This is a genomic window from uncultured Megamonas sp. (genome assembly GCF_958438645.1).
Lineage (GTDB): Bacteria > Bacillota > Negativicutes > Selenomonadales > Selenomonadaceae > Megamonas.
Map to the genome: position 1 here is coordinate 131,323 of NZ_CAUBSM010000003.1, position 16,895 is coordinate 148,217.

The 16,895-nt window shown below is 31.9% G+C and carries 17 protein-coding genes; 12 read left to right on the forward strand and 5 right to left on the reverse strand.

Annotated features, from left to right (window positions below; genetic code table 11):
• The first annotated feature begins 81 nt into the window (after positions 1-81).
• The 12 genes from Q5I67_RS03915 to Q5I67_RS03970 all read left to right on the forward strand — a co-directional run bounded on the left by Q5I67_RS03915 (position 82) and on the right by Q5I67_RS03970 (position 10,248).
• The gene (locus Q5I67_RS03915) at positions 82-984 is read left to right on the forward strand and encodes a metal ABC transporter substrate-binding protein (RefSeq protein WP_302486413.1); all 903 of its coding nucleotides are present in this window, start codon (positions 82-84) and stop codon (positions 982-984) included.
• A gap of 19 nt (positions 985-1,003) precedes the next feature.
• Positions 1,004-1,378, forward strand: a complete 375-nt coding sequence (gene acpS, locus Q5I67_RS03920; RefSeq protein ID WP_296898005.1) for a holo-ACP synthase — start codon at positions 1,004-1,006, stop codon at positions 1,376-1,378.
• 7 nt (positions 1,379-1,385) lie between these two features.
• Complete coding sequence (locus Q5I67_RS03925) at positions 1,386-2,942, forward strand: NAD(P)H-hydrate dehydratase (RefSeq protein WP_302486414.1); 1,557 nt, start codon at positions 1,386-1,388, stop codon at positions 2,940-2,942.
• A gap of 398 nt (positions 2,943-3,340) precedes the next feature.
• The gene (locus tag Q5I67_RS03930) at positions 3,341-3,715 is read left to right on the forward strand and encodes a type II toxin-antitoxin system PemK/MazF family toxin (RefSeq protein ID WP_296898010.1); all 375 of its coding nucleotides are present in this window, start codon (positions 3,341-3,343) and stop codon (positions 3,713-3,715) included.
• Positions 3,716-3,867: 152 nt separating this feature from the next.
• Entirely contained in the window at positions 3,868-4,734 is an 867-nt protein-coding gene (locus Q5I67_RS03935) for a ComEC/Rec2 family competence protein (protein ID WP_302486415.1), read from the forward strand.
• Positions 4,735-4,757: 23 nt separating this feature from the next.
• Positions 4,758-4,976, forward strand: coding sequence for a DUF3006 domain-containing protein (locus Q5I67_RS03940; RefSeq protein WP_296922492.1), 219 nt, complete (start codon positions 4,758-4,760; stop codon positions 4,974-4,976).
• Between the two features lie 18 nt (positions 4,977-4,994).
• The gene (locus Q5I67_RS03945; protein ID WP_296899083.1) at positions 4,995-6,029 is read left to right on the forward strand and encodes an N-acetylmuramoyl-L-alanine amidase; all 1,035 of its coding nucleotides are present in this window, start codon (positions 4,995-4,997) and stop codon (positions 6,027-6,029) included.
• 28 nt (positions 6,030-6,057) lie between these two features.
• On the forward strand, positions 6,058-6,672 hold the full coding sequence (locus Q5I67_RS03950) for a GerMN domain-containing protein (protein WP_296899085.1): 615 nt from the start codon (positions 6,058-6,060) through the stop codon (positions 6,670-6,672).
• 28 nt (positions 6,673-6,700) lie between these two features.
• On the forward strand, positions 6,701-7,585 hold the full coding sequence (locus Q5I67_RS03955) for an aldose 1-epimerase family protein (RefSeq protein ID WP_296899086.1): 885 nt from the start codon (positions 6,701-6,703) through the stop codon (positions 7,583-7,585).
• 36 nt (positions 7,586-7,621) lie between these two features.
• Positions 7,622-8,173, forward strand: coding sequence for a carbonic anhydrase (locus Q5I67_RS03960; RefSeq protein WP_302486416.1), 552 nt, complete (start codon positions 7,622-7,624; stop codon positions 8,171-8,173).
• A gap of 129 nt (positions 8,174-8,302) precedes the next feature.
• Positions 8,303-8,950 carry a hypothetical protein gene (locus Q5I67_RS03965; RefSeq protein WP_302486417.1) on the forward strand — a complete coding sequence of 216 codons (648 nt, stop codon included), beginning with the start codon at positions 8,303-8,305 and terminating at the stop codon, positions 8,948-8,950.
• A 29-nt stretch (positions 8,951-8,979) separates the two neighbouring features.
• Positions 8,980-10,248, forward strand: a complete 1,269-nt coding sequence (locus Q5I67_RS03970) for a hypothetical protein (RefSeq protein ID WP_296899091.1) — start codon at positions 8,980-8,982, stop codon at positions 10,246-10,248.
• 44 nt (positions 10,249-10,292) lie between these two features.
• Here Q5I67_RS03970 and Q5I67_RS03975 read toward each other — a convergent pair whose 3' ends face one another.
• From Q5I67_RS03975 to Q5I67_RS03995, 5 genes are all read right to left on the reverse strand, one after another.
• On the reverse strand, positions 10,293-11,708 hold the full coding sequence (locus Q5I67_RS03975; protein ID WP_302486418.1) for an aminopeptidase: 1,416 nt from the start codon (positions 11,706-11,708) through the stop codon (positions 10,293-10,295).
• Between the two features lie 135 nt (positions 11,709-11,843).
• Complete coding sequence (locus Q5I67_RS03980; protein WP_302486419.1) at positions 11,844-12,944, reverse strand: dipeptide epimerase; 1,101 nt, start codon at positions 12,942-12,944, stop codon at positions 11,844-11,846.
• A gap of 24 nt (positions 12,945-12,968) precedes the next feature.
• Positions 12,969-14,099, reverse strand: a complete 1,131-nt coding sequence (locus tag Q5I67_RS03985) for an amidohydrolase (RefSeq protein WP_302486420.1) — start codon at positions 14,097-14,099, stop codon at positions 12,969-12,971.
• A gap of 38 nt (positions 14,100-14,137) precedes the next feature.
• Positions 14,138-15,091, reverse strand: coding sequence for an LD-carboxypeptidase (locus Q5I67_RS03990; protein ID WP_302486421.1), 954 nt, complete (start codon positions 15,089-15,091; stop codon positions 14,138-14,140).
• Positions 15,092-15,246: 155 nt separating this feature from the next.
• A complete protein-coding gene (locus Q5I67_RS03995; protein WP_302486422.1) occupies positions 15,247-16,866 on the reverse strand; it encodes a peptide ABC transporter substrate-binding protein in 1,620 nt (539 codons plus the stop codon).
• Positions 16,867-16,895: the final 29 nt, after the last annotated feature.

Here is a 16,895-nt window from a genome sequence, read left to right on the forward strand (position 1 = left end):
TAGTATCGCCACATTTTATATAATTTTGTATATATATTGGTGATGATTGAGGAAAAATAAAATCTTAAAGGAGTTTTTATTTTGAAAAAATTATTATTAGTGGTTTTGAGTTTGATGACAATGATGGTGTTTACAGCTTGTGGTAGTGAAAAGACAAGTACAAGTCAAGAGGATAAAGCAAATTCAGAGGATAAAATAAAAATTGTTACATCTTTTTATCCAATTTATATAGAAACTTTGAATGTTACAAAAGGAATTGACGGTGTCGTTGTAGAAAATATGACTAAGCCACAAACTGGTTGTTTACATGATTATCAGATGACTCCAGCTGATATGAAAAAATTGGAAAATGCAGATTTTTTCATAGCTAATGGAGCGGGGATGGAATCTTTTTTACAAGATGTCATCGATAATCAAAAACAACTCAAGGTAATTGAAGCTACTAAAAATATTGATTTAATTGAAGATGAACATGGAAAAAATCCTCATGTATGGGTTAGTGTATCGAATTGTATAATTCAGGTACAAACTATTGCTGATGAATTGAGCAGATTGGATCCTAAGCATGCAGATGCTTATCAAAAAAATGCAAAGGAATATATTGCAAAATTAGAAGATTTAAAACAAGATATGCATGAACAAATCGATAATTTGCCAAATAAAGATATTGTTACTTTCCATGAGGCTTTTCCTTATTTTGCCAAAGAGTTTAATTTAAATATTGTTGGAGTAATTGAACGTGAACCAGGAACAACACCAACACCTAGTGAATTAGATGAAATTATTGCACAAGTAAATAATTTACAGGCAAAAGCTTTATTTGCAGAGCCACAATATTCATCAACAGCAGCGAAAACAATTGCTAATGAAACAGGAGCTAAAGTATATATATTAGACCCTGGTGTTACAGGAGAAAATGACCTTGATGCTTATATTAAGGCTATGAAACAAAATGCACTTACATTACAAGAGGCATTAAAATAAAATAAAGGGTGAAGTATAAATGATAAAGGGTACAGGTGTTGATATCATAGAAATATCGAGAATAAAAAAATCCTTAGCCAATGAAAAATTTATCGAACGTATTTTTACAAAAAAAGAGCAAGAATATTGTAATAGTAGAAAACAAATGGCAGTATCTTCTTATGCAGCTAGGTTTGCGGCTAAAGAAGCTGTAGTGAAAGCGTTGGGTACAGGTATATCTGGTGGAGGATTATGGACTGATATTGAGATATTGCCTGATGATGATGGAGCACCACATGTAAAACTTCATGGATATTTTGCTTATATAGCTACAAAAAGAAAAATATATAATATTTTTATCTCCTTGAGTCATTGCAAAGAATATGCAGTAGCTCAAGCTACGTTGGAGGGATAATGATAAGATGAAAATTGCATCTGCCGAACAAATGAGACAAATTGATACTGAAGCCATCAATCATTTTGGTATACCAGAGATTGCATTGATGGAAAATGCAGGACATGAAGTAGCAAAAGAAGCTATGCGTCTTTGTGAAGATATACCAACGGATAGACAGAGTTTTTGTATCTTGACAGGCTGTGGAAATAATGGCGGAGATGGCTTTGTAGCAGCTAGACATTTGATGAATAGTGGAGCCAAAGTAAAAATTTTTCTTTTAGGAAATACAGAACATTTTACACCATCAGCAAAAATAAATTATGATGTTTTAGTGAATATGCAAGCCGAAATATACCATATTATTTCTGAACGTGATTGGAACCGTTTGCAAATATCTATAACTTTTTCTGATTGTATTATAGATGCTTTGTTAGGTACAGGTATTCATGGACAATTACGTGAAGATGCTAAAAAATGTATCCAAATAGTAAATACTTCGAATAGACCTGTTTTATCTGTTGATATTCCAAGTGGTGTAAATGCTAGTACTGGTGCAGTGGAAAGTGATGCTATATTTGCCACTGCTACAATTACTTTTGGACTACCAAAAATTGGTTTGATTATGTATCCTGGTTGTAAACATACAGGTGATATCATAGTTAAGACCATTGGTATACCAAATAGCTTATTGGCTAAAGATGATATTAAGCAAGAAGCTATTGATAAGAATTTTGTAAAAGCACATCTGGCTTCAAGAGCTGATGATGTATATAAAGGCTCTTGTGGAAAGGTTTTAGTTGTTGCTGGTTCAACTGGTTATACAGGTGCGGCTTGTTTATCTAGTCAAGCTGTATTAAAAATAGGGGCTGGAATTTCTACACTCATTTCAGCTGAAAGTTTATATGATATTTTATCCATGAAAAATACAGAAGTCATGGTAAAACCGTTGCCGGAGATATTGCCAGGTATACTAGGTAATAGTGCTTTAGAAAATATAAAACAGATGGCTAAAGATTTTGATGTAGTCTTAGTCGGACCAGGACTGGGTAGAAATGACGAAACTTGTCAAATGGTAAGAACTTTAGCAATTGATTTAGATAAACAATTAATATTAGATGCTGATGCTATTTTTGCTTTTAGCCAAGCACCAGATGAGTTGAAAAAATTAAAACAAATGCCAATACTAACACCTCATTTAGGAGAAATGGCAAATTTACTGCATATCACTATTGCTGATTTGAAAGCTAATCTTTGGGAAATAGCTAGAAAAGCAGCAGAATATTTCAATGCAATATTCGTATTAAAAAGTGAAAAGACTTTAGTTGTTTATCCAGATGGCAATATCTTTGTGACCACTGTGGGTAATGCAGGTATGGCAACAGCTGGAAGCGGTGATGTTTTAGCTGGTACAATAGCAGGTATTGTAGCTGAAAAATCAGCTGGAAATATGTCAGCTCCTGTTGGTGTATATTTACATGGCCTTGCAGGGGATTTAGCCGGTGAAAATGGTCAAGCGGGTTTGATCGCTGGAGATATTTTACAAAATTTGGCGAAAGCTCGTAAACAAATAGACAATAAATAAAGTATTAATTTACAATTATATGTGTAGTAAAGGGCAATAGTTCACTATTTTAAACATATAGTAAATTTTTATTGCCCTTATAAAATTAATTTAGCTTTATTTTGTAAAACTATTTATTTAAGAAAAGGTGTATGCTTATTAAAAATATGTTATAATGAGCTTAGTTAAAAGTATGATATAGGATTTTTAAAATGAGCAGAAAGCTTAAGTAGGACAGTTTGTTTGTATAGATTTATGAATGAAAAATTAGCTTAATTTGATAAAGAATTTATGATATGTTAGCAAATCTAATATATTAAATATAATGGCTACAAAGTCGCGTTAGTCATATTTTTATTAGAAAAGGAGTTGAAAGCCTGAGGCAAGAGCGCAATTTATTTTTTAATAAATTTCTTGTAATGGTGTATCCGCTGAGAAGAAATGAAATTGTAAAGCGTGGCGATATATATTATGCTAATTTAAGTCCGGTAATTGGCTCAGAACAAGGTGGACTGCGACCAGTGCTCATTGTACAAAATGATATTGGTAATAAATATAGTCCAACTATTATAGTGGCTGCTATTACTGCTAAATTAGGTAAAACACATATGCCAACTCATATTGATTTGCCTGCAAAATCTTGTAATTTAGAGCGAGATTCTATGGTATTATTAGAACAACTAAGAACGATAGACAAATCTCGTTTAAGTAAAAAAATTACCACGCTTGATAAAACCTTTATGCAGGAAGTAAATAAAGCATTGATGATTAGTTTAGGGTTAGTAAAATTCTAATCTAAAGTAAAAAATATAAAGTAAAACGAATTGTCTATACATAAAAAATTTTATATAATAGTTGATGTATGTGGAGTGCTCCTGATGATTTTAAGGAGCACTTTTGCTATATGGCTTAAATTAAAAATTAAAATGTATGAAAGGCTGGTATAATGAAGAAAATTATAGCTCTACTGATGATTTTATGTAGTGTGTTTTTATGGGGTTGTGGAAAAGATACAGCTACGCAATCAGCAAGTAAAGAGGGAAAATTAAAAATAGAAATGTTAGATATTGGTCAAGGTGATGCGACTCTTATACGGACAGGAGAGCAAACTATTATGATTGATACTGGTGATATTGATGAGCGTGATAATTTAGTAAAATTATTAAAGGATAGAAATATTACAACTATTGATAAATTAATCATAACGCATCCTCATGCAGACCATTTAGGTGGGGCTTATGCAGTATTTAAAAATTTTGATGTCAAAGAAGTTTATGATAATGGAGACCCTACAACAACACAAACTTATAAGACATATTTAAAAAATATAAAAGAAAAGAAAATAAAATATCAACAATTGTCAGCTGGCGATGAATTGGATTTTGGTGATGGTGTGAAATTCAAAATTTTTAGTCCGACCAAACAGATGTTAAAGTCTGAAGATGATTTAAATAATAATTCATTGGTAGGTCAATTGAAATATAAAGATTTTACGATGATGTTTACAGGTGATGCTGAAAAAGAAGCTGAAGCTAATATGGTAAAAACATATGGAAATGAACTTTCTTCATTGATATTAAAATCTCCACATCACGGAAGTAGAACATCTTCTAGTGAGGTATTTCTTAAACAATTAAATGCTAACACTGTATTGATTTCTTTAGGTGCTGGTAATGAATACGGTCATCCACATAAACAAACAATGGATCGTTATAAAAAATTAAATATGAAAGTATATGAAACTGATAAAAATGGTTCTATTACTATAATCAGTGATGGTAGTAAAGATTATCAAATTACTACGGAAAAATAAGAAGTAAAATCGAGGAAAATAATATGATAAGTGCTGTTATTGATAGATTTGAAGAAGATAAAGCTGTATTATTAGTGGGAGAAAATGAACAAAAAGTTGTTTTTCCTAAAAATTTATTAGCTAAAAATTTAAAGGAAGGTGATTATATATCCATAGATATAAAATATGATGAAATAGCTACAAAAAAAGCTGTAGCAGAAATAGAAGAGCTAATGAAATCCTTAAAAAATGATAATAAATAAGTTAAAGAGGTAATAAGCGTGTATAATTTATTTAAGAAAATATTGTTGTGTTCAGTAGCTTTATTGCTTATGGCTATGCCAAATGTCTCTTTGGCTAAGAGTAATGTAAGTATAGAAAAAATTTCTTACAATCTTATAAGTAATGAGCAAGGAAATACGTATTTGCATATAGAAATAAATACAAATAGGGAAGTAAAAGATTTTGCTATAGAGAAAAGTTCTATCAATGATCATCAATTAGTTTTTAAAATAAAAAATGCTCAGATAGATAATATTTCTAGACAAGAAAAGTTAGATGGAAAAATAGCCAAAAAAGTTTTCTTGCAAGAGAAAAAAGATTTAGTTCAAGGAAAAATATATTTACAAGAAGTAGCAAATGATAATTATAAAATTTATAGTTTAGGCAAAAATGGTATAGCTATAGATATTTTCAATAATGTAGTAAATAATGTTAATATAACAAGTGATTTAACTTTAAATAATGTTAGAGATAAAGTGATTACTATAGATCCAGGTCATGGCGGTTCAGATTCAGGAGCTGTAGGCCCTAATGGTTTTGAAGAAAAAGCAGGGGCTTTTGCAATCTCACAAAAATTGGCTTCTATTTTAGATCAATCTGGAGCAAAGGTTGTTATGACTAGAGATACTGATGTAGATGTTTATGGGCCAAATGCTTCGGCAAGAGATGAATTGCAAGCACGTGTTGATGTAGGAAATAGAGCAAATTCAGATATTTTTGTTAGTATTCACTGTAATGCTTTTGTAAATCCTGCGGCAAATGGTACACAGACATTTTATTATGGTTCTAGCTATAAAGGACAACGATTAGCACAAAATATTCAAGAAAAAATGATTGAAGTCAATGGATTGCGTGATAGAGGAATTTCTACATGTAATTTTTATGTAGTAAAACATTCTTATATGCCAGCTGTACTCATTGAAACAGCATTTATCACTAATTATGATGAAGAAGCTTTACTTAGTGATGATGAATGGCAAGAATTAATGGCGAAAGCTATAGCAGAAGGTATTAACCAATACTTTGGCGAATAATTAATATAACTTGAGAGGCGAATAAATAATGAAAATAAAATTAAAATCTGTAAAAGGAATATTAGCTATTTTAGCAGTATCTATTTTAACTATTGCTTCTGGTTGTACAGAACAGGCAACAAATCTAGAAAGTAGTTCTTCTAATACAACTACAGCTCAAGTAAATAAAGATGTAAAATCTTCATCTAGTAGTAGTGCTGTAAATGATGCAGAACAGTCAAGTGAAAAAAAAGTGGCTGGTGTTACAATTTATTTTCCAGATGCTAATGGTGAAAAATTAATTCCTACACAAAGACAAATAAATTTAAGCCGTGAAGATAAATATCAAGCCGTAGTACAAGCTTTGATTGATGGTCCAATCTCTGATAAAGAAGGCATTTATATTATGCCAAAAGATACACAGGTTTTATCTGTAAAAGTAAAAGATAATATTGCTACTGTTGATTTTAATAAGGCATTTAAAACAAATTTCACAGGTGGTTCTACTGGTGAATTGATGTTAATTGGCTCTATCGTAAATTCTTTAACAGAATTCACAGAAATAAAAGCTGTTCGTTTTACTGTTGAAGGTAAGGTATTAGAAGCTTTAGATGGTCACTTAGATTTAACAGTACCTCAAGAACGCATGGGGGATTTGTTATAAAAAATAAACATAAGAAGGTGTTTTTTTCATGTTAAAGACGTTAGAAAATGATATTTTACGCCTCACTGTAGATACTCATGGTGCCGAAATTCATAGCCTTGTAGCTAAAGATACAGGTATTGAATATATTTGGCAAGCTGATCCTAATTATTGGCAAAGACATGCTCCTATATTATTTCCAATTGTAGGTAAACTTAAAAATGGTCAATATGAATATGATGGAACTGTATATCGTATGCCAGGTCATGGCTTTGCTCGCGATAAAGAATTCGAGTTTAGTGGACAAACAGAAAATTCTTTAGAATACACATTGACTTATGATGAAGATACGTTGAGAATGTATCCATTTAAGTTTAAATTGACAGTAACTTATACTATAAACTTTGCAGATGTAAAAGTTTCATGGAAAGTTGAAAATCTCGATACAAAAGAAGATATGTATTTTTCCATTGGTGCCCATCCTGCATTTAATTGTCCAATTGGTGTTGAAGGTACTTTTGATGAGCATGAACTTGAGTTTGAACAAACAGAAGCAAACCCAATGACATCTTATCATGTCAATTCAGCGGGATTATTTGATGGTGGAGTGGCTCCGATAAAACTTATTTATGGTAAAGTATTGCGTTTAAATCATGATTTATTTGTAGAAGATGCTTTGGTATTTAAGAAATTATTCTCTGAAGAAGTAAAATTAACGAATACAGCTAATAATCATTTTGTTAAAGTTAATTTTAAAGATTTCCCATATCTTGGCATCTGGACAAAACCTGTGAAAGCACCATTTGTATGCATTGAACCATGGTATGGTTTAGCTGATAGCACACAAAAGAGAGATTTTTCCAATAAAAAAGGTATATTACATCTAGCACCAAGTAAACAATTTGATGCTTCTTATACTATTACTATTGGATAATAGAATAAAATAAGTAATAAAAGGATTAATAAATATATGACGCTTTTAGATGAAGTTTTACAAGCAAATCAAGCTTATCTTGAACATACAAAAGAGGTAAATACTTGGAGTAAATATCCACAAAAGCATTTAGCTATTGTTAGTTGTATGGATACACGTCTGGTCGAATTGTTAGAGCCAGCACTTGGTATTCGCCGTAGCGAAGTCAAAATGATAAAGACAGCGGGCAATACGATAACTAGTAAATTTGATGATGTAATTCGCAGTTTGTTGGTGTGTATTTATCAATTTGACATCAAAGAAATTATGGTAATTGGTCATTATGGTTGTGGCATGGCTACAGCTACATCAAAAGAATTGATTGATACTATGATTAAACGCGGTATTGAAAAAAATGCTATCGATAAAGTTAAAGATGAATTATCTCAATGGATAGATACTTTCCATAATCCTAAAGATAATGTAGAAAAAAGCGTAGCAAGTATACATGAAAATCCATTAATTCCTAGTGATATTCCCGTACATGGTTTAATCATTGACCCGGATACAGGTAAAGTTGATGTGGTAATAAATGGTTATGAAAGATAGATAACAAGAAAATAAAAACAGAGTATAGCTTAAAAGTTATACTCTGTTTTTATTTTGTGTTAGTCTTGAATATTTATGATATAATTAATAATAATTTGTGGATATTAAGAAAAAATGGAGGCGTTTTTTATGAAAAATATAATAAAAATATGTGTATTTTGCATGTTACTTAGTTTTGTACCATCAATGGCGATGGCACAAGTATCTAGTGAATATATGGGAGACACCAATCAGACATATAGTTTAGCTTATCCTGTAGTGAGCATAGATGATGAAAAAATTGAAAATAAGATAAATAAAGATATAGAAAATCAATTAGATGATTTAAAAGAAAAAATAGAAAAACATGTATATAGCAAAGTGGATATGACTTATTATGAAAAATATGAAGATGATAATATTATTTCTTTGATGTTTTATGTAAATAAGAAAAAGAAATTTTCTAACCTCATGGAATTAACTGGCTATACTGTAACATATGATAAACATACTGGTGAACGCGTACCTATGGACAGATATTTAAATATTAATTTGGAACAATTACAAGACGCTTTAAATAATAGTTATGCTTATGCAGTTGATGGATTGGATAATGGAGTGAATTTATCAAAGAGAATACCATATGTAAGTCATAATTATTTTATTTGTCATGATGGTTCTATTGGTTTATTATATCAACCTGGAGATTTGATGGAAGTTGAAGCGGGAGCTTGTAAAATAATCGTATCACCAGAAACAATTGCTAAAGTGAATGAACTAAATAAAGCTAGTAAATAAGATTAAAATATAAAGTGGGTGATAGTATCATGGAAGATTATGGATTATTAGCCATTTTAGTTTTTGTAATATTTTTAGTGACAGTAGGCTTGATAATAACTAAAAAAGTAGAATTTGTACGTGCATTACCTGCTTTTGGCATAATCACAGCGATATTAGCTGGTACACCTATAAGTGGTAGTGAAAATAGTATTACGAATTATGTCATTGTACGAGGTGCTACAACTTTAGCAGAGCCGATGTTTATTTATATTTTGAGTGTGATGTTGGCTTTATTCATCATGGAATATAAATTAGATGAAGAGATAAATTCTTTATGTATTTATTATTTAAAAAATAATTTAACTGGAATATTATGGTTAGTGGCAATATTGACGATTATTGTTTCTAGTATGATAACGAATTTTGGCTCAATAATGGTAATAACGATTATTTTTATGCCTATTTTATTAGATATAGGATTTAATAAACAAGGAGCAATAGTACTACTATTATTATCGGGTGCAGTAGGAAGCTGTTTAAATCCAGGATATCATATTTTATATGCAGAATTATTGTCATGGGATATAGATAAGGTAAAAAATTTCTATTATATTATGGCAGCTGTAGGAGCTATATCATTAATTTTTTATATTTTATTGAATAGTAAATATGTGAATGAATTTAAAAATATGGAAATCACAGATATAAAAATAAAGATAAATTGGTTATTATTATTGACAATTTTTGTACCGTTTATAATGGTATTTTTCTTTGATTTTAATATTGAATCAGGATTGATAGTAGCATTGTCATATGGATTTTTAATTGGTGGTTCTAAAAAACCTTTTATGGATATGTTAGAATTGTTAAAAGTAGCCATTTATAAATCGACTAAAGTCATTATCTTGTTAGCAGCAGTGGGGATTTTCATGCATGCAGTGAAAACACCAGAAGTAGTAAATTTGATGGCACCGCTATTACTGCGTTTGATGCCGAATTCACCAATACAATGTATGTTATTTTTTACTATTTTATCACCACTTGTTTTATATAAAGGGCCATTTAATCTGCAAGGTATGGGAGCTGGATTGAGTGCAGTTATAATATCTTCAACGTCGATGAATCCTATGGTTTTAGGTATGGCACTATTGTCGTTGAACAATTTAAGAAAGATGATGGATCCTTTAGATGTACAAAATATAGCTTTAATGCAATATGTAGATGTGGATACTAATTTAGTCATTAAGAAAATTTTGCCATATGCTTTGAGTATAAATTATATTATGCTGTTTTATGCTTTAGTGTCATTGACATAAAAAAAGCCTTCTAAAAGTTTTTCATTTTAGAAGGCTTTTTTATTTTAAGCATCTTTTAAGAAAGCACTATATCCTTTTTTAGTTTCGTAAACATCGATTTTACTAGTTATTTCCCATGGTGAGTGCATATTTAACACAGCAACACCACTATCAATGACTTGCATACCATAAAGAGCCATGATATAAGCGATTGTTCCGCCACCGCCTAAATCCACACGACCGAGTTCGGAAAATTGAATAGCTACATTGTTTTTTTCCATGATAGCACGGATATTGCCGAGGTATTCAGCATTTGCATCATTAGAGCCAGATTTTCCACGAGCTCCTGTGAATTTATTAAATGCCATGCCGTGACCAAGATAAGCGATATTTTTCATATCGAAAGAGGATTTGTATAAAGCATCATATGCAGAAGTTACATCAGAAGATAACATTTTGCAATTAGCAAGACAACGTCTTAATGTTAAATCGCTGTATTGACCGAGTAAGTTTAAAACTTCAGCTACTGCATTTTCAAAGAAACGAGATTGCATACCTGTAGCACCTACAGAGCCAATTTCTTCTTTATCCACGAGAAGACAGCAAGCTGTGCGAGTCATTTCTTTAGTTTCAAGCATAGCTACTAAAGAAGTATAAGCACATACTCTATCATCTTGACCGTAAGAGATGATCATGCTACGGTCAAAGCCAGCTTCTCTAGCACGACCAGCAGGTACTACTTCAAGTTCAGCAGAAAGAAAATCTTCTTCTTCGATATCGTATTTTTTACCAACGATTTTTAAAACATTTGCTTTTACAGCATCTTTTTCAGCACCATCAAGAGGAATAGAGCCAACTAAAATATCAAGGTTTTCACCTTCAATGACTTTGGCAGCATTTTTTTGCATCTGTTCTTGTGCTAGATGAATTAATAAGTCTGTTACGCAAAATACAGGATCATTATCATCTTCACCGATATTGATATCGACAATAGTGCCATCTTTTTTAGCTACAACACCATGAATAGCAAGTGGAACAGTAACCCATTGATATTTTTTGATACCACCATAATAATGTGTATCCATATAAGCAAGTCCACCATCTTCATAAAGTGGATTTTGTTTGATATCAAGGCGAGGACTATCGATATGAGCACCTAAGATGTTCATACCATTTTCCATAGGTTCAGAACCGATATTGAATAATACGACAGATTTATTCATACATACAGAATAAACTTTATCACCAGCTTGAAGTGTTTCTTGATTTGTGATGATTTCTTTTAAATCTCTGTAACCAGCTTTTTGAGCTTGTGAGATAATTTCTTTTACACATTCACGTTCTGTTTTACATTCACTTAAAAAATTGCGATAGTTTAGGCATAATTTTTCTAGTGCTTTTTTTTCGGAAGCAGAATAATTGTTCCAAATATCTTTTTTGGCATTTTTCAATGCTTTTTTATCTTTTTTTTCTTTAGCCATATATAAACACCTCATTTTAAATGATAATTATTATATGAATAACAATCTTATTATAGCAAAGTTTAAAATAAATTTTAATTATTAAATATAATTTTTTTGTAAAGATAAAAGAAAAAGGCTAGAATTTTCTAGCCTTTATTTTATTTCAGTGATAAATTCCCAATCTTTGATATCTGTTATGCCAAGACCATTGTTTTCATTTAAAATGATATGGTTTTGTTTATAGGATATACCGCCAACTATAGGGTCTGTGGCAAGTAAATCAGCAGCATCTAAATCGGCTTTGGTAATGATGGATTTACCACCAGCTAAACTAGCAGATGCTGTAATTCCTACTTTGGACTCAAGCATACAGCCCATCATACATTCAACATCAGATATTTTTGCCATATCAGCGATTTTTAGGGCATTATGGATACCGCCAGCTTTCATGAGTTTGATATTGATTAAATCGCAAGCTCTTTTAGCGAGCAGTTCGAATACTTCATATGTGCCAAAAGCTGCTTCATCAGCCATGATAGGAGTATCTACATTATCTGTTACGAATTTTAGACCTATAGTATCATGAGCAATAACAGGTTGTTCAATAAGTTCAATATTTAAATTTTTATCTTCAAATTGGCGAATGAGGCGAACAGCTTCTTTAGGTTTCCAGCCTTGATTGGCATCTAGGCGAATGTTTATTTCATTGCCTACAGCATTTCTAATGGCAATAATGCGTTTAAAATCTAAAGCTGAGTCATTGCCAACTTTGATTTTTAAGTCAGTATAACCATTATTTACAGCTTCAATGGCATCTTGAGCCATGATTTCAGGTTCACGTAAGCTGATGGTTAAATCAGATTTTATATTTGTGCGATAACCACCTAATAATTTATATAGTGGTAAATTACACATTTGAGCAAATAAATCATAAATAGCAATATCTACAGCAGCTTTAGCAGAAGAATTATGTAGCATCGCTTTATCGATTTGGTTGCAGATGGTTTCTAATTCGCAAATATCTAAGCCGATTAATTTAGGTGCAATGATATCATGAATAGCAGAGATTACAGAAGATTGACTATCACCAGTGATAACAGCAGTTGGCGGAGCGTTGCCAAAACCTATATTGCCAGTATCAGTGATTATTTTTATGATGATATCTTCGGCAAAATCTACACGGCGAAGAGCTGTTATAAAAGGTTTTTTTAAAGGAATTTTGACTTTGCCAATTTCAATTTTTATGATTTTCATAATGGATAATACCTCAAATAAAGATTAATTTTCAAATAATACATCAATGGCAGTCATTGCCATAGCTTTAGCACCAATTAGGGCTTGTTTTTTGGCAAATTCAGAATTACTAGCTTTGGCAAATTCTACTGTATGAACGAAGAGATTTTGACCGATACAAATAGTAGGTTGGCAAGTTCTAGTAACATGACTGACATTGCCCACATCAGTAGAACCATCAGCAAAATCATCAGGGAGTAGAGTATATTTTTCACCGAGTAAAGTAAAATTTTCTTGATAATATTGATTTAAAAGTTTATCACTGCGTAAATTTTTATAGAGTGGTTCATAATGATGCATATTTAATTTAGTTTTGTGTTTTAAAGCTATTTTTTGAGCTAATTTTTTGATTTGAGGAAGCATGACTTCTTCTAAATAATCTGTATCAAGACTGCGAATAGTAGCTCTTAGCGTAGCTTTAGCAGGAATGATATTAGGAGCTATGCCACCATCAGTTATAATTGTGCCGATGATATTAGGTTTTGTGAAGTTTTGTTTGAGCAGTTTAAACTCTTGATAAAAATCTACAAGTGCATCTAAAGCGTTGATGCCGTGATATACAGGGTCAGCAACATGAGCTTCTTTGCCTAGAAAAGTTATTTCTAAAGGGTGAGTAGCAAAAGATGTACCACCAATAGTTGTTTTATCATCGGGATGAATGATTAAGCACGCTTGTAAATCATCAAAGTAACCTCTATCTGCTATATCTAATTTTGCCCCGATTGTTTCTTCAGCGGGACAGCCAAAGATTACAGTCTGAGCAATTTTATCAGTCACAGCATTGAAAGCCAGACCAGCTCCAATACTCATCAGTGCAATGAGATTATGACCACAACCATGACCGATATCAGGTAAAGCATCATATTCAGCTAAAAAACCAATTTTTTTATCACCATATCCTTTATTAGCCATAAAGGCTGTAGAAAACTTATCTTCAATGATTGGTGTGAAGATGAATTGAAATTCTTCTAAGAGGTTTTTTAGATAATTCATAGCTTTTATCTCTTGCATGCTGATTTCAGGATGTTGATAGAGATAATCAGCCAATGTATATAAAATGGGTTCGATATTATCAATCTGTTGGCAGACTAATTGTTTTAAATCTTGTTTATTCATAAATAAAATCTTTCTGAAATTAAAATTAATTGGTGTAGTTAACGCAGTTTGCAATGAGCTTCACTGATGAAAAAGTTGATATCATCATCAGTGATATTAATAGTAGCGTTTACGCCTAAAGGTAAAAATGCATTCGTGCGATCATGTCCTGCAGGAAAATTATAGATTGTAGGAACTTTAGCTAAATTTGCGTATTGTTGTAGAATTTCTTTGACGGTAAATTCATAAGAGTCTTGTTTATTTGGCTGACAATGCGTAAACTCGCCAAAAATTAAACCTTTGATATTTTTCAATAAACCATTTTGCCAAAGTTGGCGAAGCATACGGTCGATAGCATAAGCATCTTCACCTATATCTTCTAAAAATAAAATGCTATTTTCGCCTTTAAGTTCATATGGTGTACCACAAAGTGAAGCGATGACACTCAAATTACCACCTACCAATTTGCCAAAAGCTCTGCCGGGATAAAATGATTCTAAATCATGTTTCTTGGGTAACAAAAATGCTCCTAAAGGAACAGACATGCGAAGTCCTCGACAAAATGAAGCAATGGTATATTGTGTAGGTTTGCGAGATAAAGTTTTGAGCATAGGGCCATGGATAGTAACAAGGCGACTATTTTGTCCAATAGCAGTATGAAGGGCTGTAACATCGCTAAAACCGATTAATAATTTTGGATTTTTGCGAATCAAATCGTAGTCTAATAAATCAAGAATACGTGTACAACCATAGCCACCACCAAAACATAAAATGGCGTCTACTTCATCATCTGCAAAAAATTTGTTGAGTTCGTTTGCTCGTAATTTATCAGAACCTGCGAGATAGCCTTCATTTGTCTTTAATGTTTTTGATAATTTTGTTTTATATCCCCATTGATGTAAGAGATCAAGTCCAGGGGTATAATCAAAATCAGCACAAGCAGAAGCAGGGGCCACAATGCCAATACAACTACCAATGCCAAGGATTTTGCCTTTGTGGCGGGTCTTCATCATAAAGGAAGCCTCCTTTATTATAAATAATATTAATAAATCTAAATATTAGCATAGCATTTGAATAAGTATGCGTCAAATAAATGTTTTGATTTTATTGAAAATATAAAAGAAATAGCCATTATATCTAAATATATAATGGCTAAACTTATAGAGCTTTATTGAGAAGATTTTTCGGTAGTGTTTTCAATATAGGCTTCTTTAAAGTCTATAGTTCCTAATATAGACCAACGGTAATTTTTTACATATGGTTGAGCTATATATGGTTGAGTAGTGTAATAAATCGGTAAAACGACGGCATCGTCCATCAAGATTTTTTCAGCTTCATGCATTGCTTGCATGCGAATTTCTTGGTTATTTGTATTTTGAGCTTTGCGAACTAGATCATTATAAAGTGGATTATGATATTGTCCATCATTATTTTCATCAAGATATACGTCCATAAAAGTCATAGGATCGGCATAATCTCCAATCCATGAAGCACGAGCTACTTGGAAATTTCCTGTATTTCTAGCATCTAAATAAACTTTTGATTCTTGATTTAAAAGTTCTGCATTGACATTTAAATTTTCTTTCCACATGGCTTGAATGACTTCAGCCACAGCTTTATGCATTTCATTTGTATTGTATAAAATAGTTATAGGTGGCAGACCTTCGCCATTTGGATATCCAGCTTCAGAGAGTAATTCTCTTGCTTTTTGCGGATTGTATTCTACAAGATTGCCACCTTCACGGCGAAAATCTTGTTTGGTTACAGGATCAGTAAGCCCAGGAGGAACCCAAGCATAAGCTGGTTCTTTGCCACCTTTAATTACATTGTTGACAAGTTTTTCTCTATTTACAGCCATAGAAAAAGCTTTACGCACTAGCGGATTATCAAATGGAGCTTTTTGCGTATTAAAACTATAATAATAAGAGCCTAAATAAGGACTCATCTTGAATAAGCCTTCTTTGGTCAAGCGTTCTTGTTCAGAAATTGGTGGTTCAACAGTGATATTAGCTTGACCACTTTCTACCATGGAAACACGTGTAGATTGAGATTCACTGATAGGCCATTGCATATTTTCAAGTTTAACTTTATCCTTGTCCCAATATTTATCATTTTTGACAAATTGCAATTGATTAGAATGTATCCAATGAGTGAGAATAAATGGCCCATTAGATACAATTTTATCGTTAGCTGCCCAGATTTCAGGATCTTTTTCTACAATATGACGCGGTACAGGATAATAAGCATGGAAGGCAGTTAAATTTAAAAAATATGTGATAGGTGCTTTTAATTTTACATATAAAGTTTTATCATCTAAAGCTTTTACTCCGACTTGGTCAGCAGATACTTCTTGTTTGAAAAAAGATTCACCATTATTTAAGGGATACATCATATAAGCATTTTCAGAGGCTGTTTGGGGATCAAGTACACGTTTCCAAGCGTATTCAAAATCATGAGCAGTAAGAGGTGTACCATCGCTCCATAGAAGATTATCACGCAAATGGAATGTGTATTCTGTGCCGTCTGGAGAAATATCCCAACTTTTAGCTGCTGCTGGTTGAGGTTGTTCATGTTCATCTAAGCGAGTCAAACCTTCAAAGAGGGCAAGCTCTACATTTGATTCAGCAAGTGCTGTACTTTTGGCGGGATCGAGAGTAGATGGTTCACTTTCTAGAGCATAGCGAACAGTATCATCAGTCATAGCTTCATCACTGCAACCGCTGATGAGAAAACTATATATTATAAAAATAGAAATCAAAATTAATTTAGGTGAAATAATTTTAAACATATAATCAGTCCTTTAATGATTAGATAATC

Bases quoted from the DNA above. Each gene is read 5' to 3' on its own strand.
- acpS (WP_296898005.1), top strand. From the start codon at position 1,004: ATGATAAAGGGTACAGGTGTTGATATCATAGAAATATCGAGAATAAAA.
- Q5I67_RS03925 (WP_302486414.1), top strand. From the start codon at position 1,386: ATGAAAATTGCATCTGCCGAACAAATGAGACAAATTGATACTGAAGCC.
- Q5I67_RS03930 (WP_296898010.1), top strand. From the start codon at position 3,341: ATGGTGTATCCGCTGAGAAGAAATGAAATTGTAAAGCGTGGCGATATA.
- Q5I67_RS03935 (WP_302486415.1), top strand. From the start codon at position 3,868: ATGAAGAAAATTATAGCTCTACTGATGATTTTATGTAGTGTGTTTTTA.
- Q5I67_RS03940 (WP_296922492.1), top strand. From the start codon at position 4,758: ATGATAAGTGCTGTTATTGATAGATTTGAAGAAGATAAAGCTGTATTA.
- Q5I67_RS03950 (WP_296899085.1), top strand. From the start codon at position 6,058: ATGAAAATAAAATTAAAATCTGTAAAAGGAATATTAGCTATTTTAGCA.
- Q5I67_RS03955 (WP_296899086.1), top strand. From the start codon at position 6,701: ATGTTAAAGACGTTAGAAAATGATATTTTACGCCTCACTGTAGATACT.
- Q5I67_RS03960 (WP_302486416.1), top strand. From the start codon at position 7,622: ATGACGCTTTTAGATGAAGTTTTACAAGCAAATCAAGCTTATCTTGAA.
- Q5I67_RS03965 (WP_302486417.1), top strand. From the start codon at position 8,303: ATGAAAAATATAATAAAAATATGTGTATTTTGCATGTTACTTAGTTTT.
- Q5I67_RS03970 (WP_296899091.1), top strand. From the start codon at position 8,980: ATGGAAGATTATGGATTATTAGCCATTTTAGTTTTTGTAATATTTTTA.
- Q5I67_RS03975 (WP_302486418.1), bottom strand. From the start codon at position 11,708: ATGGCTAAAGAAAAAAAAGATAAAAAAGCATTGAAAAATGCCAAAAAA.
- Q5I67_RS03980 (WP_302486419.1), bottom strand. From the start codon at position 12,944: ATGAAAATCATAAAAATTGAAATTGGCAAAGTCAAAATTCCTTTAAAA.
- Q5I67_RS03985 (WP_302486420.1), bottom strand. From the start codon at position 14,099: ATGAATAAACAAGATTTAAAACAATTAGTCTGCCAACAGATTGATAAT.
- Q5I67_RS03990 (WP_302486421.1), bottom strand. From the start codon at position 15,091: ATGATGAAGACCCGCCACAAAGGCAAAATCCTTGGCATTGGTAGTTGT.
- Q5I67_RS03995 (WP_302486422.1), bottom strand. From the start codon at position 16,866: ATGTTTAAAATTATTTCACCTAAATTAATTTTGATTTCTATTTTTATA.